Annotated in this window: 16 protein-coding genes and 9 tRNA genes; 18 read left to right on the top strand and 7 right to left on the bottom strand. The window is 48.6% G+C overall.

Annotated features, from left to right (window positions below; translation table 11 throughout):
- Window positions 1–223 precede the first annotated feature (223 nt).
- Window positions 224–299: transfer RNA gene (locus ACOMHB_RS17805), tRNA-Lys, on the top strand.
- Between the two features lie 101 nt (window positions 300–400).
- Window positions 401–1447, top strand: coding sequence for a quinolinate synthase NadA (nadA, locus tag ACOMHB_RS17800; RefSeq protein ID WP_448217631.1), 1047 nt, complete (start codon window positions 401–403; stop codon window positions 1445–1447).
- A gap of 33 nt (window positions 1448–1480) precedes the next feature.
- Here nadA and ACOMHB_RS17795 read toward each other — a convergent pair whose 3' ends face one another.
- Window positions 1481–2935, bottom strand: coding sequence for a M48 family metalloprotease (locus ACOMHB_RS17795; protein ID WP_422134446.1), 1455 nt, complete (start codon window positions 2933–2935; stop codon window positions 1481–1483).
- Between the two features lie 387 nt (window positions 2936–3322).
- On the opposite strand from ACOMHB_RS17795, the gene ACOMHB_RS17790 reads away from it, so the two are divergent.
- Window positions 3323–3565 carry a sulfurtransferase TusA family protein gene (locus tag ACOMHB_RS17790; protein WP_422134445.1) on the top strand — a complete coding sequence of 81 codons (243 nt, stop codon included), beginning with the start codon at window positions 3323–3325 and terminating at the stop codon, window positions 3563–3565.
- A gap of 80 nt (window positions 3566–3645) precedes the next feature.
- Window positions 3646–4713: an AI-2E family transporter gene (locus ACOMHB_RS17785; protein WP_422134444.1), complete on the top strand. Its 1068-nt coding sequence runs from the start codon at window positions 3646–3648 to the stop codon at window positions 4711–4713.
- Between the two features lie 90 nt (window positions 4714–4803).
- Here the strand turns inward: ACOMHB_RS17785 and ACOMHB_RS17780 are convergent, their stop codons facing one another.
- Window positions 4804–5271: a peroxiredoxin gene (locus ACOMHB_RS17780; RefSeq protein ID WP_422134443.1), complete on the bottom strand. Its 468-nt coding sequence runs from the start codon at window positions 5269–5271 to the stop codon at window positions 4804–4806.
- Between the two features lie 286 nt (window positions 5272–5557).
- Here ACOMHB_RS17780 and dapA point away from each other — a divergent pair, with 286 nt between their 5' ends.
- The 4 genes from dapA to ACOMHB_RS17760 all read left to right on the top strand — a co-directional run bounded on the left by dapA (window position 5558) and on the right by ACOMHB_RS17760 (window position 10262).
- Window positions 5558–6433: a 4-hydroxy-tetrahydrodipicolinate synthase gene (gene dapA, locus ACOMHB_RS17775; RefSeq protein ID WP_422134442.1), complete on the top strand. Its 876-nt coding sequence runs from the start codon at window positions 5558–5560 to the stop codon at window positions 6431–6433.
- A gap of 114 nt (window positions 6434–6547) precedes the next feature.
- On the top strand, window positions 6548–7690 hold the full coding sequence (gene bamC, locus ACOMHB_RS17770; protein WP_448217630.1) for an NlpB/DapX family lipoprotein: 1143 nt from the start codon (window positions 6548–6550) through the stop codon (window positions 7688–7690).
- A 135-nt stretch (window positions 7691–7825) separates the two neighbouring features.
- Window positions 7826–8929, top strand: a complete 1104-nt coding sequence (locus tag ACOMHB_RS17765) for a phosphoribosylaminoimidazolesuccinocarboxamide synthase (RefSeq protein ID WP_448217629.1) — start codon at window positions 7826–7828, stop codon at window positions 8927–8929.
- Window positions 8930–9401: 472 nt separating this feature from the next.
- The gene (locus tag ACOMHB_RS17760) at window positions 9402–10262 is read left to right on the top strand and encodes a tetratricopeptide repeat protein (protein WP_448217628.1); all 861 of its coding nucleotides are present in this window, start codon (window positions 9402–9404) and stop codon (window positions 10260–10262) included.
- A 78-nt stretch (window positions 10263–10340) separates the two neighbouring features.
- Here the strand turns inward: ACOMHB_RS17760 and rdgC are convergent, their stop codons facing one another.
- Window positions 10341–11264, bottom strand: a complete 924-nt coding sequence (gene rdgC, locus ACOMHB_RS17755; protein ID WP_448217627.1) for a recombination-associated protein RdgC — start codon at window positions 11262–11264, stop codon at window positions 10341–10343.
- 254 nt (window positions 11265–11518) lie between these two features.
- Here rdgC and ACOMHB_RS17750 point away from each other — a divergent pair.
- The 8 genes from ACOMHB_RS17750 to ACOMHB_RS17715 all read left to right on the top strand — a co-directional run bounded on the left by ACOMHB_RS17750 (window position 11519) and on the right by ACOMHB_RS17715 (window position 12590).
- A tRNA-Val gene (locus ACOMHB_RS17750) sits at window positions 11519–11594 on the top strand.
- Between the two features lie 47 nt (window positions 11595–11641).
- Window positions 11642–11718 (top strand) — tRNA-Asp (locus ACOMHB_RS17745).
- A 127-nt stretch (window positions 11719–11845) separates the two neighbouring features.
- A tRNA-Val gene (locus ACOMHB_RS17740) sits at window positions 11846–11921 on the top strand.
- 48 nt (window positions 11922–11969) lie between these two features.
- Window positions 11970–12046, top strand: a tRNA-Asp gene (locus ACOMHB_RS17735).
- Window positions 12047–12116: 70 nt separating this feature from the next.
- A tRNA-Val gene (locus ACOMHB_RS17730) sits at window positions 12117–12192 on the top strand.
- Window positions 12193–12241: 49 nt separating this feature from the next.
- Window positions 12242–12318: transfer RNA gene (locus ACOMHB_RS17725), tRNA-Asp, on the top strand.
- 70 nt (window positions 12319–12388) lie between these two features.
- A tRNA-Val gene (locus ACOMHB_RS17720) sits at window positions 12389–12464 on the top strand.
- A 49-nt stretch (window positions 12465–12513) separates the two neighbouring features.
- A tRNA-Asp gene (locus ACOMHB_RS17715) sits at window positions 12514–12590 on the top strand.
- 101 nt (window positions 12591–12691) lie between these two features.
- Here ACOMHB_RS17715 and ACOMHB_RS17710 read toward each other — a convergent pair.
- The gene (locus tag ACOMHB_RS17710; protein ID WP_448217626.1) at window positions 12692–12832 is read right to left on the bottom strand and encodes a type II toxin-antitoxin system RelE family toxin; all 141 of its coding nucleotides are present in this window, start codon (window positions 12830–12832) and stop codon (window positions 12692–12694) included.
- Entirely contained in the window at window positions 12822–13076 is a 255-nt protein-coding gene (locus tag ACOMHB_RS17705) for a type II toxin-antitoxin system Phd/YefM family antitoxin (RefSeq protein WP_422134437.1), read from the bottom strand. The genes ACOMHB_RS17710 and ACOMHB_RS17705 overlap by 11 nt, the downstream gene beginning before the upstream one ends.
- A 21-nt stretch (window positions 13077–13097) precedes the next feature.
- Between ACOMHB_RS17705 and ACOMHB_RS17700 the strand changes: the two genes are divergently transcribed.
- Window positions 13098–13712: a phage terminase large subunit family protein gene (locus tag ACOMHB_RS17700; protein WP_448218651.1), complete on the top strand. Its 615-nt coding sequence runs from the start codon at window positions 13098–13100 to the stop codon at window positions 13710–13712.
- Here ACOMHB_RS17700 and ACOMHB_RS17695 read toward each other — a convergent pair.
- Window positions 13709–14092: a DUF2237 family protein gene (locus tag ACOMHB_RS17695; RefSeq protein WP_448217625.1), complete on the bottom strand. Its 384-nt coding sequence runs from the start codon at window positions 14090–14092 to the stop codon at window positions 13709–13711. The genes ACOMHB_RS17700 and ACOMHB_RS17695 overlap by 4 nt on opposite strands.
- Window positions 14093–14378: 286 nt before the next feature.
- Window positions 14379–15317 (bottom strand): competence protein CoiA family protein, encoded by a 939-nt coding sequence (locus tag ACOMHB_RS17690; protein WP_448217624.1) that lies wholly within the window; start codon window positions 15315–15317, stop codon window positions 14379–14381.
- Window positions 15318–15443: 126 nt separating this feature from the next.
- On the opposite strand from ACOMHB_RS17690, the gene ACOMHB_RS17685 reads away from it, so the two are divergent.
- Window positions 15444–16460: a hypothetical protein gene (locus ACOMHB_RS17685; protein ID WP_448217623.1), complete on the top strand. Its 1017-nt coding sequence runs from the start codon at window positions 15444–15446 to the stop codon at window positions 16458–16460.
- Window positions 16461–16556: the final 96 nt, after the last annotated feature.

Below are 16556 nucleotides of genomic sequence, written 5' to 3'. Positions count from 1 at the left end.
AGTTAAAGGAGGTTTATAGAAACTGGTATAATCCTAGTCTAAATTCAGGACGTTACCGGAGGGTCAACTGGTCAGTTTTAGTGGAATACTTCAGGGTTGGAATCATTCGCAGATGAGTATTCAGTGACTAAACAGATGCGTTAGCGCCTGATACCTGACAGGCAGGGAAGGCTGAAGAAAAAACTTGCAAGATTTAACCGACTGAGTAATATGGCGCCGCGTCGGGTCGTTAGCTCAGTTGGTAGAGCAGTTGGCTTTTAACCAATTGGTCGTAGGTTCGAATCCTACACGACCCACCAACTCCACTTCTCTTTTTCCCGGCTGTCTGAATCTTTCATTTGTGTTAAAATCGCGTGGATTTGCCTAATAATGTCTTCTAGAGACTTTCAGAACAATTTTTATGAGTGTACTTAGTGATAGAGCATTTGTTCAGGAGCATCTCGGTAGCGCACCCGTTCAGGGCCTGGACGAAGCAAAAGAGCAAGCACTGAAGCAGAAAGTGCGAGAGCTTCTGGAACAGGAAAACGCTGTTCTTGTTGCTCATTATTACACTGACCCTGTCGTTCAGGCGCTGGCCGAAGAAACCGGTGGTTATGTAGCGGACTCCCTGGAAATGGCTCGCTTTGGACGTGATCACTTTGCGGATACTCTGGTCGTTGCTGGCGTTCGCTTTATGGGTGAGACTTCCAAGATTCTCAGCCCTCAAAAACGTGTTCTGATGCCAACGCTGGAGGCAGAGTGCTCTCTTGATCTTGGTTGTCCGGTCGATGAGTTTTCGGCTTTTTGTGATCAGCACCCCGATCGTGAAGTGGTTGTCTATGCCAATACATCTGCGGCGGTGAAAGCACGGGCTGACTGGGTTGTGACTTCCAGTTGTGCTGTGGACATCGTTGAGCATCTGATGGATCAGGGCAAAAAAATCATCTGGGGGCCGGATAAATATCTGGGCAGTTACATCCAAAAGAACACCGGGGCAGACATGCTGCTCTGGAACAGTAGCTGTATCGTTCATGAAGAGTTCAAGGCCAGGGGTATTGAAGACCTCAAACGGGTTTACCCGGATGCTGCGATTCTTGTGCACCCTGAATCACCAGACTCTGTTGTCCAGGTGGCAGACGTCGTTGGTTCTACCAGCCAATTGCTGAAAGCTTCTCAGGAAATGCCAAACTCAACCTTTATCGTGGCAACGGATCGAGGTATTTTCTACAAAATGCAACAGGCTTCCCCAGACAAGTCTTTTGTAGAAGCTCCAACTGCGGGTAGCGGTGCTACCTGCAAGAGTTGTGCCCATTGTCCGTGGATGGCAATGAACTCTCTGGAAGCACTGGTTCAGTGTCTGGAAAAACCAGGCAAGTTGAATCTGGTGAATGTCGATGATGAGTTGCGAAAGAAGTCTCTGATTCCTCTGAATCGTATGCTCGACTTCACGGCATCACTATCAGCCTGAGGTATGGCCGCCGACAATGACGGCCTTTTCTGATCAGCTTTTTTCAAGTTTCTTACGATATTCGAATATGTCGTTTAGCTTTTTGTCGATCTTGGCTCTCAGGGCGTAATTATCTCCCACCATTTTTCGAGCAAACTGAAGGTGCTTGATGGCATCGTCAAGATTGCCTGTTAAGAAGAAGTACTCTGCCCGAGCCTGATGTAAGCCCAGAATGTCATCGGACTGACCCTGGGCTTCCGCCAGTTCATACCAGATATCCGGGTCGTCGGGTCGACTGCGACTCAGTTTCAGAAGAAGGTCTCTGGCTTCGCTGAATTTTTTTGCCTGAATCAGAATATCCGCTTTGGTCGCCATCAACGGATAGTTATCCAGATGAATTGAAAGCGCCGCATCCAGTCGTTTAATCGCTTCATCGGATTTTCCGGTAACTGATTCGAGTCTGGCCTGAGCCATAATCAAATGCAGGTTGCGAGGGTGTTTCTTCAGCAGCGCAGTCAGTTCTTTTTCTGCTGTTTTGTAATCTCGTGCTTCAATGCTCGCCAGTGCAAGACCATAGCGGGTAATGTCTTCCGAGCTGGTATGACTGGACTCCAGCTCCTTCTGTAACTGATGTGCGTAACGGGCCGGATCTTCGGTGCTGAGTACGAACAGTCTCATTCGAATTAAAGAATAATCAAGGCTGCTGCCCTGGGAACCCTTGGAAGGCAATTGTGCAGCTCTGGCTCTGGAGTCTGAAATACGGTTGTCGGTAACAGGGTGCGTCAATAGAAACTCCGGAGGTCTGCTTTGATAACGCCTGGACTTGTTCATGTTCTCAAATATTTCAGGCATGGCTTGAGGATCAAAGCCCGCCCTGGCAAGAGTCAGAATGCCAATATTGTCTGCCTCGCGCTCAAATTGTCTGCTGAAGCGTAAACGACTGGACTGGATGCCGGCCATCGTTGTTGATAGTGCTGCGGCACCTACTTCAGTTCCTGCTGTTGCCATCAGGACAACCGATGCAAGAACAGCGGCAGCGGTCGGCAGGCTCTTGTTTTTGGCGTCTTCAACATTTCGGGCGTAATGGCGCTGGCTCAGGTGTGCTAATTCGTGAGCGAGTACGGCAGCAAATTGAGCTTCTGTGTCCGCGTTGAAGAACAGTCCGGAGTTGACGCCGATGATTCCGCCCGGTGCTGCAAAAGCGTTCAATACGCTACTGTCTATCACTATGGTGTTTAATCGGTGATCTTTAATCTCACTGAATTCAGCCAGGCGATAGGTGAGTCTTTCGAGGTATTCCTTGACCTCGGGGTCACTCACCGTACGGGTTCGGCTACGTATATATTTCAGATAAGTCTGTCCCAGCTCATACTCCTGTTGAGGCGAGACGACTGCGGAGGTGCTGTCCCCCAGTCTGGGCAGTTCAATTGGGGCCGCGCTTACCACTGCGGAAGAAGTTCCGAGCCAGGTGCTTAGCAGGGCTGCCATCAGGAAACCCGGTTGCTTCATAGAATATCCATACTCGTATAATCTGCGGTACACTGTATCGTCATAGAGGTGCTGGCTCAAACAGCCGTGAAAAAAAACACAGCATTTTACGGCCTCCTTACCTTTCGGGTGAGGCCGGTAGTGCGTTTATCATGACTGGCAACTTCTGGCGATGGAAAGAGCAGTCATCTCTCTATTCTACAGGTCAGCGACGTTTGCACCAGAGCCTTTTAGTGAGAGTCGGGTGTGGTAACAACTTGCCTGCCGTTTTTGGGCAAGTGTATGCATGGCACTTGGAAACATTTTTACACTGTAAGCGCTTTACTGGTTTATTAATTATCAGTCAGTGCAGCATAACATTGGCAGCAGAGTTCCTGTACAGCTGAATTTCAGCTTCGCTGAGGGAGAATGAGTTTCATTATGATAGAAGTGGATGTTGAACTGGATCTGAAGGGAATGAGTTGTCCGCTCCCTCTGCTCAAAGCCAAGCAGGCGCTCAGTAAAATGGATCAGGGCGAAGTGTTGCGGATTCAGGCCACAGATCCGGGCTCGGTTCGGGATTTTGCCAGCTTTGCCTGCATCAGTGGGCATAAACTGTTGGCCAGTGATGAAGCTTCAGGGGTATTTATCTTTACTCTCGAGCATAAATAAGATCGGATTGTTAATATCCCGAGCCTGACTGACAATAGACAACCTGGTCAGTTTTCTGAGTAAGTCATAAGGAAGAAAATATGCTGGATATCATCAGGGATTGGCTGAACCGTTACCTGTCAGATCATGAGGCTCTGGTGCTGCTGTTGATGCTGGTGACCGGGTTTTTGGTCATCATCTTTATGGGGAATATGTTGGCCCCGCTGCTGGCGGCAATGGTATTGGCATTTTTGATGCAAGGTGTGGTGAACTTACTCGAAAAATGGGGGGTACCCCATCTCCTGGCCGTCAGCCTCATTTTCACTCTCTTTATGGCGGTTCTGCTTATTTCAATATTCCTGTTGATTCCATTGATCTGGCAGCAAGTCACCGGCTTACTGAATGAGCTGCCGAATATGGTGAGGCAGGGACAGATGATTCTGAAAGAATTGCCAGAGCTCTATCCAGCCTTTATTTCGGAATCCCAGACAGCGGCTCTCAGTAGTGCTATCAATATGCATCTGGCCAAGTTCGGACCCTGGGCGTTGTCGTTCTCTATCTCCAGGTTGCCTGGTGCCCTGGGTATCCTGGTTTATCTGATTCTGGTGCCCATCCTGGTATTCTTTTTTCTTAAGGATAAAACTGAACTGCTCGGCTGGATTGGTAACCGCTTACCTATGCGACGTCGCCTGATTATTCAGGTGGCGGACGAAATGAATGACCAGATTGCCAACTACATACGGGGTAAGGTTATTGAAATTTTGATTGTTGGTGGAGTCAGTTTTGTGGCTTTTGCCTGGCTGGGGTTGAACTATGCCGTTCTGCTGTCTGTACTGGTGGGCTTTTCAGTAGTGGTTCCCTATATCGGTGCCACTGTGGTTACCATTCCTATTGCCCTGATTGGTCTGTTTCAATGGGGTGTGGGACATGAGTTCATGATGCTGATGATTGTGTACGGCATCATTCAGGCTCTGGATGGCAATGTTCTGGTTCCCCTGCTGTTTTCCGAGGCGGTTAACCTGCACCCGGTTGCTATTATTGTTGCGGTTCTGGTGTTTGGGGGAGTCTGGGGCTTCTGGGGAATATTCTTTGCTATTCCGCTGGCGACCCTGCTAAAGGCAGTGATGAATGCCTGGCCCAGTGTGCATGATGTGGAAAAGGTCAGCTAGCCTTTCATCAATACAACGAAACCGGTCCATCTGATTATCATTGGAATATTTCTTTGAGGGCCATCACGGATAGATGGCCCGTTTGGATGATTAACCCAGTGCCTGAGTAGCCTGTAGAACGTCTTCTACATGGTTTTTGATCCGTACCTTACGCCACTCGTGTTGCAGGGTGCCCTCACGATCAATGAGGAACGTGCTGCGCTCAATTCCCATGTACTCTTTGCCGTACATATTCTTTAACTTGATGACATCAAACAGTTTGCAGAGTTCTTCGTCCGGATCGGAGATCAGCTCGAACGGGAACTCATGTTTAGCCTTGAAATTTTCGTGAGATTTCAGGCTGTCACGGGAGACACCGAAAATCAGGGTGTCAGCTTCCTGAAATTCCTGGAACAGATCCCGGAAAGTCTGGCCTTCACTGATGCAGCCCGGAGTGTTGTCTTTGGGGTAGAAATAGATGACGACCTTCTTGCCTTTCAGTTCGGACAGGGTGACGGTGGTGTTATTGGTTGCCTGGGCGGTGAATTCCGTAACGGGTTGGCCTAGGGTAAAACTCATTGTTCTTCCTTCGATTCTCTTGTCTTTGATAGTAAGTCTGAATAGTAAACGGTTGTTTCTGCTTCAGCTGGCTTTAATAGATGTCAGAATTTTATATTCAGCCACAAAAACGGCCAGATCAACAGATTGTTTTCAGATGCAGCGAACCTGTAGCATAGTGCGAATGACTGACAATGGTCTATAAAGCTGGACTGAGTCGGGCAGAATGTCAACGCTGCTCTTGTTAATGCCGGTGCGCGTCAGTAACATTATGCACAGCTTATGACTGATCTCTTGGAGTGGATAGATGATTACCGGTAGCCTTGTAGCGCTTGTGACCCCGATGCAGGACGATGGAGAGCCGGACTGGGAACGTCTCCAGAAACTGGTTGAATTTCATATAGAGGAAGGTACTGATGGCATCGTGGCAGTGGGTACTACCGGAGAATCTGCTACTCTGACCGTGCAGGAACACTGCGAAGTGATTAAACGGATTGTCAGACAGGTTAGTGGCCGTATTCCGGTGATTGCCGGTACCGGAGGAAATTCTACCCAGGAAGCTGTTTTATTGACAGCAGAGGCAAAAATCCTGGGGGCTGATGCCTGCCTGCTGGTGACTCCTTATTACAACAAGCCAACCCAGGAAGGTTTGTACCTGCATTACAAAACCATTGCTGACTCTGTGGCCATTCCTCAGATTCTCTATAATGTACCCGGTCGTACCGCCGTGGATATGTTGCCTGAAACTGTGGCGCGTCTTTCCGGTCACGAAAATATCGTGGGTATAAAAGAAGCCACCGGCATTGTCGAGCGTGGCATCCAGATTCGTGAACTGTGCGGTAATGACTTTGCTATATACTCCGGTGATGACGCTACTGGCATGGAGATGATGTTGCAGGGCGCTAACGGTGTTATTTCTGTAACCAATAATCTGGCTCCTCGGAAAATGCATGAAATGTGTGTAGCGGCTCTTAATGGAGATCGCGCTACAGCCGAGGCGATTAACGCTAAACTGGACGGATTGCATCAGAATCTGTTTGTTGAGGCGAATCCGATTCCTGTGAAATGGGCGCTGTCGGAAATGGGACTGATTGGAGAGGGTATACGCCTGCCACTGACGCCCTTGTCCGAAGGTTGCCACCCGGTTCTGCGTGAAGCCTTGAAGCAGGCTGAACTGATTTAATTATTCAAGGGACCAGGCGTTGAGCCTGATCCCGGCACCTGATTATGACTGAACCCGGGAAACGAAAGGTATCATCCGGGGGATTGTTATGGCACTTTTCAGAATGGAGATCGTATGTCGCGAGCGATGAAAACCTTGCCGGTTATGGCCTGTGCTTTGGCACTGGCAGGTTGTTCCAATCCATTCGGCAAGGAGGGTTATTTCCGGGATAAATCCGGTGATTATACTCAGGCACGGGTGACCAGGTCGCTGGAAATACCTGAGCAGATGAATGCAGAGCCCATGGTGGAATCCTTGTCTATTCCGCCCATTTCTGCGGACCACTCGCAACTGGAATCCGATTTTGATGTGCCCAGACCTGACCAGCGCCTGACTCAGGAAGCAGGTGGCGTCTATACCATCGAAAGGGCAGGTGATGAAGAGTGGTTGCTGGTAGGGCATTCGCCCGGTGAAGTCTGGCCAAAAGTTCTGGCTTTCCTGGAAGAAAACAACATTCCGGCCAGATCCCGGGATGTCAAACAGGGCGTTCTTGAAACAGAGTGGACTGATCTGGGCAAAGACCCGGAAAAAGGTTATGTCTCCCGTGCCTTCAGTAAGTTGATGGGTGCTGAGGTGACCGGTCCTGTTGAAGATCGTTTCCAGTTCGAAGTGCGCCAGGGTGTGAAACCAGATTCCTCTGAGGTGCGTTTGAAGATCAAGTCTCGCGCCGTTCCTGAAGAAGGCCAGAGAATCACCACTGAGCCAGGGTGGAACAACTTTGCTGGGCGCAGTCAGAAGATGGTTGACAGTATATTGAATGAACTGCTGCTGTTTATGGTGCGTGATGGCAGTGAAAAATCCGTCTCTTATCTGGCTCAGGATCTGAATCTGGGCAACCTGGCTGTTATGGAGCAGGACGGTGCTGGTAATCCGCTACTGAGAATGGATCAGCTCTCCTATGCCCGTAGCTGGTCTGCTGTTGATGCTGCACTGCAACAGGCTGGGGTGGATGTCACCGATAAGAACCGCACCGCAGGTATTTTCTACCTGCAGGTAGATCCTGAAGGAGTGGTCAAAAAAGACAAAGAATCCAGTGGCTGGTTCAGTGGTTGGTTTGGCGGCGATGAAAAGAAAGAGGCACCCAAGGATGTTCTGTTAATGAGAGTTTCAGAATTGAATGGGGTCGTCAGGGTCTCGGTAGAAAAGGATGCCAATACCTCAGCACCTGCCGAGATCAGTCGTAAGTTGCTGAATCTTGTGAAGGAAAACCTCAAATAGGGTAGAATCGCATTGTAAAAGCCAGTCTCCATGACTGGCTTTTTTGTTTTGTTTGCCAGGCAACGAAACAGTTCCATGGAGCGGCTCCTATTCGCTTCAGTTGATTGTCCATTAGTAGAATGCAGGATGTTGGCAATGAGCTTTGCTGATAAAGTACTGGCCGTAAATAACGACCTTCCTATTCGAACAGAGCTTCCCGTGCACTCAGGTAAGGTCCGTTCTGTTTATTGGTTGACAGAGGCGGACAGCCGTCGTCTGATCAGGGAAAAGGGCTATGATGTAGCCGGTGATACGCCTCTGGCTATCATGGTGATTTCTGACCGGATGAGTGCCTTTGACTGCATCTGGAAGGGTGAAAGAAACATGCAGGGTGTACCCGGAAAAGGGGCTGCCCTGAATGCGATCTCCAATCACTGGTTCAAATTGTTCAGGGAATCGGGGCTGGCTGACAGCCACATACTGGATATTCCCCATCCCTTCGTCTGGATCGTTCAAAAAGCCCGGCCAGTGATGATTGAAGCGATCTGTCGTCAATACATTACAGGATCCATGTGGCGTGCCTACAGCAAGGGTGAGCGTGATTTCTGTGGTATCCGGCTTCCGGATGGTCTTGAGAAGGATCAGAAATTACCGGAGTTGCTGATAACACCTTCCACCAAGGGTATTCTGAAAGGGATTCCCGGTGTGCCGGAAGTGGATGATGTTAATATCACTCGTGCTGACCTTGAGGCAAATTACAGGTCTTTTAACTTTCACAAGCCTGAAGATATTGATCGTTATGAAAGGCTTCTTAAAGAAGGCTTTGATGTCATTTCCGAAGCCCTTGGCAAGCTGGATCAGGTGTTTGTGGATACCAAGTTTGAGTTTGGGTATGTCACCACTGCCAGTGGTCAGGACAGGCTAATTTACATGGATGAAGTAGGAACACCGGATTCATCCAGAATCTGGGACGGCGCGTCATACAGAGTGGGTAAGGTGGTGGAAAACTCCAAGGAAGGTTTTCGCCAACAGTTGCTGAATTATTTTCCTGACCCTGACATTCTGCTCAACAAGGACAGAATGGACGAGCGACGGGCCTTGGCCGAAGAAAACGAGCTGCCTCAATCCATTATGATGGCTGTATCCAGAACCTATCTGGATATTGCTGAGCGCATTACAGGCGAGCCTGTTCAACTCTCAGACAGCCCCAAAGCTGAAATTGTAGCCATTCTCAAGGATCAATATGGTTTGATTGATTAAGGGTTTTAGTCGGGCGTTCTTCAGTCGTTTGAGCCGGTTGACGGGGGGTGGCCGCTTAATAGCGATTGGTTATTAGCGAAAACCTGCGGCATGACGGTAATTTGCCCTCTTTTTTCAATAGATGATCTGAATAAGGCTTACGTCATCTGTTTTTTATGCACAAATGTCAAGCCCTTGACGTCAAAAAAACGCATCGGGTCTAAGTAATTGATTTTATAAGGATGAGTTGTAACTTATTGAAAATTAAAGAAAAATAATTGATCAAAAAGTGATCGATTTGTATGTGAGGCAGTAAGAATCAGTCTTTCTGAATGATTTGGCAGGTTCTTCCACAAAGTTATCCACAGATTTTGTGGGTAAGATTGCAGTAATGCTTCACTAACAAGTCATATGAGCTGCCTTTAACGCCCTTTATGACAACTTTTTATTAAAGAATGCTGCGCTCCTGACGAGGCGGCTAGAGAATCTGAGTATGAACGAATTGCCGAATATTGTTGATCTGACAGAAGAAAATGTTCGAGAAGTATTAGTTGAACAGTCGGCCCAGCGACCGGTGCTACTGGATATCTGGGCTGAGTGGTGTGAGCCCTGCAAAAGTCAGCTACCGATTCTGGCCAATCTGGTAGAGAGCTATCAGGGTAAGTTTTTGTTGGCCAAACTGGATGCAGATCAACCTCTGGGTCAGCAGTTAATGGCTCAGCTGGGTGTCCGCAGTGTCCCGACACTGGTTTTCTTCCATCAGGGACAACCTGTGCAGGTGTTGTCCGGTTTACAGACTGAGGTGGCTCTGAAAGAAGTGCTGGATCCTTTGACAATGAGCCCTGTGGAGCGTATCCGTTTGCAGGTCGATCAGTTGATTGACGAAGGGCAGCACGAGCAGGCGCTGCTGCTGTTGCAGCAGATTTTACAGGAAGAGCCGGAAAATCAGGCGCTTCAGGTACTTCAGGTTAACCTTCTGCTGGAACTGGATCGTGTTGACGATGCCAAAGCCTTGATGGCTGCACTGCCTGCCGATGCCGCAGGCATTGCCCAGCCCAGGGCGAAACTGGCTTTCTATGAGATGGTGGTCCGGGCACCGCAAATGGCAGAACTGGAAGTTCGCCTTCATGATGATGAAAACGATCATGAGGCTCGTTATCAGCTTGCTATCCGTCAGGTGATTGCCGATGACAATGAGCAGGCCCTGGAAAACCTTCTGTTGATTGTCAGAACAGACCGTACCTTCCGTGAAGACGGAGCCAGACTGCTAATGCTAAAGGTTTTTGATCAGCTGGGGGCTGGAGACCCACTGGCCAAGCGTTATCGTGGCAAGCTGTTTGGGTTGATGCATTGACGGATTAGTGAGTTGGTATGAGTTGGGCTTCCTGTGAAAGGGAAGCCCGGTGGCGGGTTTTCTTACCTGAACCGTCGCTTAAGATTCAGTTGTCCCTTCTGTAAGTCCGCCTAGCGCCTCTGCCAGGTCATTGATCAGCTTTCTCAGGGAAAGGCTCATGACTGCGAAATCGGCATCGAATTGTTCCGCCGCAGTTTCTGCTTCTACTTCGTCCAGTTGATCCTGGATCACTTCAGTGAACTTCAGCTTTCGTACAATCAGATCATCACTGAGCACAAAAGTTTGTGCTTCATCCCATTGCAGGGACAATTTGCTCACCTGCATGCCGCCCTCCAGGTGAGCCTGAATTTCTTCTGTGATCAATGCCTGCCGACGGACATTGATTTGCCCACCCTCATCACCAGGCTCTCGCAGGTCGCATTCGTCACCCAGCATAAAGGGAGCTGGGACAGCAGGGTTTTCTGAAAGCCATTGTGTCATGGACGCTGAGGGCAGGTTCTTTAAGGGGGGGTTAATAACCGGCAGGCTACCGAGGCATTCTCTCAGACAACTGGTCAGTTCTTCTGCTTTCTTGAAAGAAGAAGCGTCCACAACCAGCCAGCCCTCTCTTGTATCCATGTAAGCGAACGTTTTCTGATGTTTGGTGAAAGCTCTGGGCAGCAGCTCCATCATAATGTCGTCCTTGAGCGCTTTTTTTTCCTTACTGAACACTTCCCGTTGTTCTTCCTGTTCTATCGTTTCTATTTTTTCTTCCAGGGCATCTTTGATAACACTGGCGGGAAGAATCTTTTCCTCTTTCTTGGCGCAGATCATGACAAAATCACCACTGGTGTGAGTCAGCATATCTCCATGGCGACCCAAAGGTGGCACCCAGCCATAAGAGCTGATGTCCTGACTGTTGCAGCCACGAAAGCGTTTTTCAGAGAGCTTTTCTTCCAGCTCTTCGCTGTTCCATGCAATGGGTTTGGTGAAACGATAGAAAATCAGGTTTTTAAACCACATGATTGAGTCCATGCAAAATTGAGTGTCTGCATTATACGCATCAGGCTTACGCTAAGTGAGAGAATGTGTGTTGTTTCCGGTATTGAGTATTCATAAAGCTGCTTTAACCGGGAAGGTTTCTTGTAGCCTGAATATCCTTTTGCAATGCTATGTTATCGATACTTATAAAAAAAGTGTCTAAAGGCGGTTGCGTGAGGTTCGGTTCGCTGCTTATAATGCGCCGCGTTGTTGAGAGACACACGGCCATGACCGAAGGGTGATTAGCTCAGCTGGGAGAGCATCTGCCTTACAAGCAGAGGGTCGGCGGTTCGATCCCGTCATCACCCACCACTTTGAATGTTAAGACGCAAAGTGGCAGGTTAATTGAGCTGTATAGCGGACCGGTAGTTCAGTTGGTTAGAATGCCGGCCTGTCACGCCGGAGGTCGCGGGTTCGAGTCCCGTCCGGTCCGCCATCTGATTCAGGATGCAGTAGTCGATGATTTCTTTTTCATTACTTCTCTCAATCAGGACTTGAACGACAAATGTCTTCATGTATAGTCGGTACCGACTCGTCAGCCAGGGGTCGTTAAAAAATACTTTGGGTGATTAGCTCAGCTGGGAGAGCATCTGCCTTACAAGCAGAGGGTCGGCGGTTCGATCCCGTCATCACCCACCAGTTTTTATAGAGAGCAGTGATTAAATGTGCTCTTTATTAAATGAATGCGGACCGGTAGTTCAGTTGGTTAGAATGCCGGCCTGTCACGCCGGAGGTCGCGGGTTCGAGTCCCGTCCGGTCCGCCAGGTTTCTTGATTGAAAGCAAAGATTGTACGACAGGCGCAATCGATCTCTGAAGCGAAAAGCTTCAGATCAGGGTGATTAGCTCAGCTGGGAGAGCATCTGCCTTACAAGCAGAGGGTCGGCGGTTCGATCCCGTCATCACCCACCAGATTTATAGAGAACAGTGATTAAATACTGTTCTTTATTAAAAAGAATGCGGACCGGTAGTTCAGTTGGTTAGAATGCCGGCCTGTCACGCCGGAGGTCGCGGGTTCGAGTCCCGTCCGGTCCGCCAGGTTTCTTGATTGAAAGCAAAGATTGCACGACAGGCGCAATCGATTTCTGAAGCCAAAAGCTTCAGATCAGGGTGATTAGCTCAGCTGGGAGAGCTTCTGCCTTACAAGCAGAGGGTCGGCGGTTCGATCCCGTCATCACCCACCAGATTTATAGAGAGCAGTGATTAAATACTGTTCTTTATTAAAAAGAACGCGGACCGGTAGTTCAGTTGGTTAGAATGCCGGCCTGTCACGCCGGAGGTCGCGGGTTCGAGTCCCGTCCGGTCCGCCATACATCAAAAACCTGGTGATTTCTGTCGCTAGGTTTTTTTTGTTGTTCAGCCTTAAAAAATACGGTTTTTTCACTCCTGCCCGAGTTTTCATACCCCACCTTTAGCCGGACAGCTTATCTTTGGGGACTCTGGAGTTCTCCAAGCGTTTATGCAGCTTGGCTTTGAACTGTTCTCTCATCGTGGAGTTGAGTTTCTGCCATTCTTTCCACGCCAGTGCAGAAAAATCCAGCTCATAGGTCATCAATATTTACCCGAATCCGCTCATCATTTTTGCGTTCTTCGACGATGGCAGCGAGTTCCAGGTCGTCCAAAGCATCGAGCATGGCTTCATAAAGATGGGCTGGTACTGCATAAAACACGGGTTGATTGCGATTCAGGATGGCCACGGTTTCACCATTGGCTTCTTTCAGAACGGCCATCGGGTTCTTTTTTAGTTCGGATATCCCGGCACTGACGTCAGCGAGAATAGGATGGACTGATGCCATAGCAAGCTCCTTTTACGGTTCATTGAAAGATCAAACAATAGACCTATTAATAGATTTCTTCAAAGGCTGAGACCAGACACTCGCCTGACCGTTTCCGAATGGGCTGATCAAAAGCGGATTCTTCCAGCAAAAGCCACCAAAGAAGCAGGACGCTGGCGAACTTCCCGCACACCGTATCTGAAAGAGATCATGGATTGTCTCTCACCATCGTCACCTGTTGAGCAGGTGGTATTTATGAAAGGTGCTCAGGTAGACGGCACTGAATGTGGCAATAACTGGCTTGGCTATGTGATTGACCATACGTCGGGTCCGATGATGTATGTGCTGCCCACGCTGGATATGGAAAAGCGAGCCTCCAAGCAGCGCATTGCTCCGATGATCGATGAAATGCCAGTTAAGGGTTCATCTCAGGCAGGCAAACCTATCGCCACATTTCCCAAAACCAAAAACATGAAAGGGGTCTACCTGACATTGGTTGGCACCAATACTGCTATCCGTGAGCTATTCACCACCGGGCAACGCTTCACTCCAGAAGCCCGAAATATCAGCTTCAGTGAAACCCGGTTTGATATTGCCCCAAGCAATGCCCATTTTTCGTTTGCTGACTTGCAGCTACATATTGAAGTCGTCGTTTAATAGCAATCCAATGCCATCTGCTCCAGCGTCGCCAAGTCAACCATTTCAAGCGCTGCCATATTGGTCGCGGCCAGGTAAACCGGCGGAGCAACACCTGCCTTATGAGCCTCCACCCAGCGACTTACACACAGACACCAACGGTCACCGGCTTTCAGGCCGGGAAAGCCAAACGCAGGATTAGGTGTGATGAGGTCGTTACCTTTGGACAGGGAAAATTGCAGGAACTCATCGGTCATCCGGGCACAGACTGTATGACTGCCGGCGTCCTGTGGACAGGTATGGCAATATCCGTTCCGAAAGAAGCCAGTCATTGGACTCTGACAACAAACCTCTAAATGTCTACCAAGCACATTGAGCTGTTCAAACAGCATTTCTAACATGTAAAACCCTCCCATGATTAACCCATGGCCTACAAGATAGGAGAACAAAATAATAGGACACCCTTATATTTGACACGGTAGCTTGGGAGACTGATTGTAAGCTCAATAGATGATTGAATTTAAACGTGAATAAATTTAGTTATGTTTGCGGATCAGAGTGAGTGGGCGTTAGTAGCCCCTGAGATAACAGGGGCCTTGCGCGTCAGCGGGCTTTTACATCCAGGACTACGGGCACAAATTTCCTACCCTGAAGTTTACTACCCATAGTCAAGCTCACCTCAACGGGTTAGTCGAGGCTTTCCAACTTTCTGATACAGCTTTCATCCAGATCAAACTCTTCCATCTCGTAACCGCCTGAGCCAGTTACAGTGAAATTACGGGTATTAGTCGAAACCACCTGTCGTACAGTATAAAGCTTGGAAAGTTCGAAGTTCTTCTGATATCTGGGTGAATAGCCGTGGCCTGTCTTATAGCCGAGCAAGATAAAGTGATCTGGATGGCTCGGGGTTAAGGGGGCATCATTCTGTCGTTCATGTTCTTCCATTGCCTGATTTGCCTCCATCATCATAAAGTCGGCTTTTTGTTGTAACTGTTTTTGGAGCTGCAGGTGGACAGGGTTGTGAATCCATTTCCTGGGCGCTTCTGAGATTACAGCTATTGCAATGGCCTCTGGAGATGCGTCCCTGTCCAGACCAGAGAGATCAATTTCCATCATGCAGGTATTGGCTTCCTGCACTTTTTGTTTTTTGATGCCATCTACCTCATGGGTGACCCGGATTTCTATATCCAGATCCTGTTGTTCATAGGGATAGCCGGTTGCATCAGATCGGTAACCGGGTTTCAGTACCTCGAGTCCTACCTCTTCAAAATCGATCATTTCACTGGTGACCCGTTCTCTGGCTGTGTGAATTTTTCCCGCTTTATCCACTGAACTGGCAGAAATATGATCTTCAGGTATGCGAACTTTTTTATGAGATGCAATGACCTGTTTGGCAAAGCGGTGAAGGGTGGTTTCTATGCAGCTTTCGCTCTCCTGACCCTGGTGGTGAGCAAAATGGTGCGTCCTGACTTCACCTTTTCTGGCAATCAGGGGCGTTTTGCAGCCCGGGCAAATGCAGTCACAGTCCAGTCCGCTTTTAACTTCTGAAATGTGGAGAAGCTGGCCGTTTTGTTCTCCGAATTTTAACTCAGCCTGGTGCTTGTTCAGTGTGCTTTCGATATCCATGATCCAATCCTCTTGTATCTATTCTGATCATTGAGCCAGCGAGTGCTGGTGAGGTTAATACTGGTATGGCATAGTCGTCCCAAACAGAGATAAACCCCACTTAAAGGGGTTGGTAGGGGTAAGGAAATGGTTACGGATACTGTCTGTCAGGCTAGTCTTCATGCGGCTGAGAGTGTTTTGCTGTTTATTGCAGAGAGGGAGGAGAGAAGGAGCCTTTCACTGCCTTTGTTGTTTTTTAAATCGCTGGCCACGCTCACGAAAGAGCAGGCCCTGAAAGGCATATCTCACGATAAGTTGATCTACGAAGCAAAGGAGCTGATCCATTGGATGCAGGACAATATTGAAAGGGATATACAACCAGAGAATGAGACTCAATACATCAGCAAGCAATATCGAGATTTGATGAAAAAAACGCTCCAGGATGATGTTCGCCTTGAAACAATTGCTTTGAAGCACGAGCTGCAAGGCTATGGTTTTCCCTGCAAGGTTGAAGGGGGTGGGCAATACAACAAGAATCAATATTATCTGGAGCTAAGGCCTATTTCTGAGGAAGCTAGACAAAGCCGTCAATTGGAGCAGCATGCAGAAATACCAGAGGCTTACATCTGTTATAAGGAGCAGAAAAGGAAGAAAGGTCCATTTCTGGCGCGAGTACTCGATGGTGTCGGTATGAAAGGCTGGCGACTTTTCTTATTTCTGTCAATGGTCATCCTCCCATTGCTGATATTCTCTGGTTTGATGCTCACGCCATTGCTTTCAATTTTCTTTCCCTCTCTTAAAGAGATCATGTTTACTTTTTCGATTTGGGGAGCCATGTTTCTTGGGGCATTTTTCGCTTTTTTTGGTTTTATATTCAGGCTGGTGGATAAACGAGTGGCCATGCTACCAGATTGGATTTCACTGAGTCCGGAATATTGGTTGTTGGAATACCGGCCAACGAAAAATGATGCTGGAGAATACAGTCACCGAAAAATAGCGCTGGTTCATTATATTGCAGACTGTAAGGTGTGTTCAGGTGAAGTCACGGTTGGAAAGGGTGGCTGGCATTTTCCCGGACGACTGGTGGGACGCTGCAATGAAAACCCGGTGGAGCACGTTTATACCTTTGATCATGTGACTCGGGTAGGCAAGCCGCTCCGGTGAGGGAGCGATGGCCTTAATTGGCTACTACCGGTAAGCAAGGCTATCGGTAATAGTGGTGAAGCTGTGCCAATTTTTGAGGAGTCTGCAGGCTCCTCA

It is taken from the genome of Endozoicomonas sp. 2B-B (genome assembly GCF_053470045.1).
Note: the sequence above shows the minus strand (reverse complement) of the source record. Positions and strands in the feature narration are given on the sequence as shown.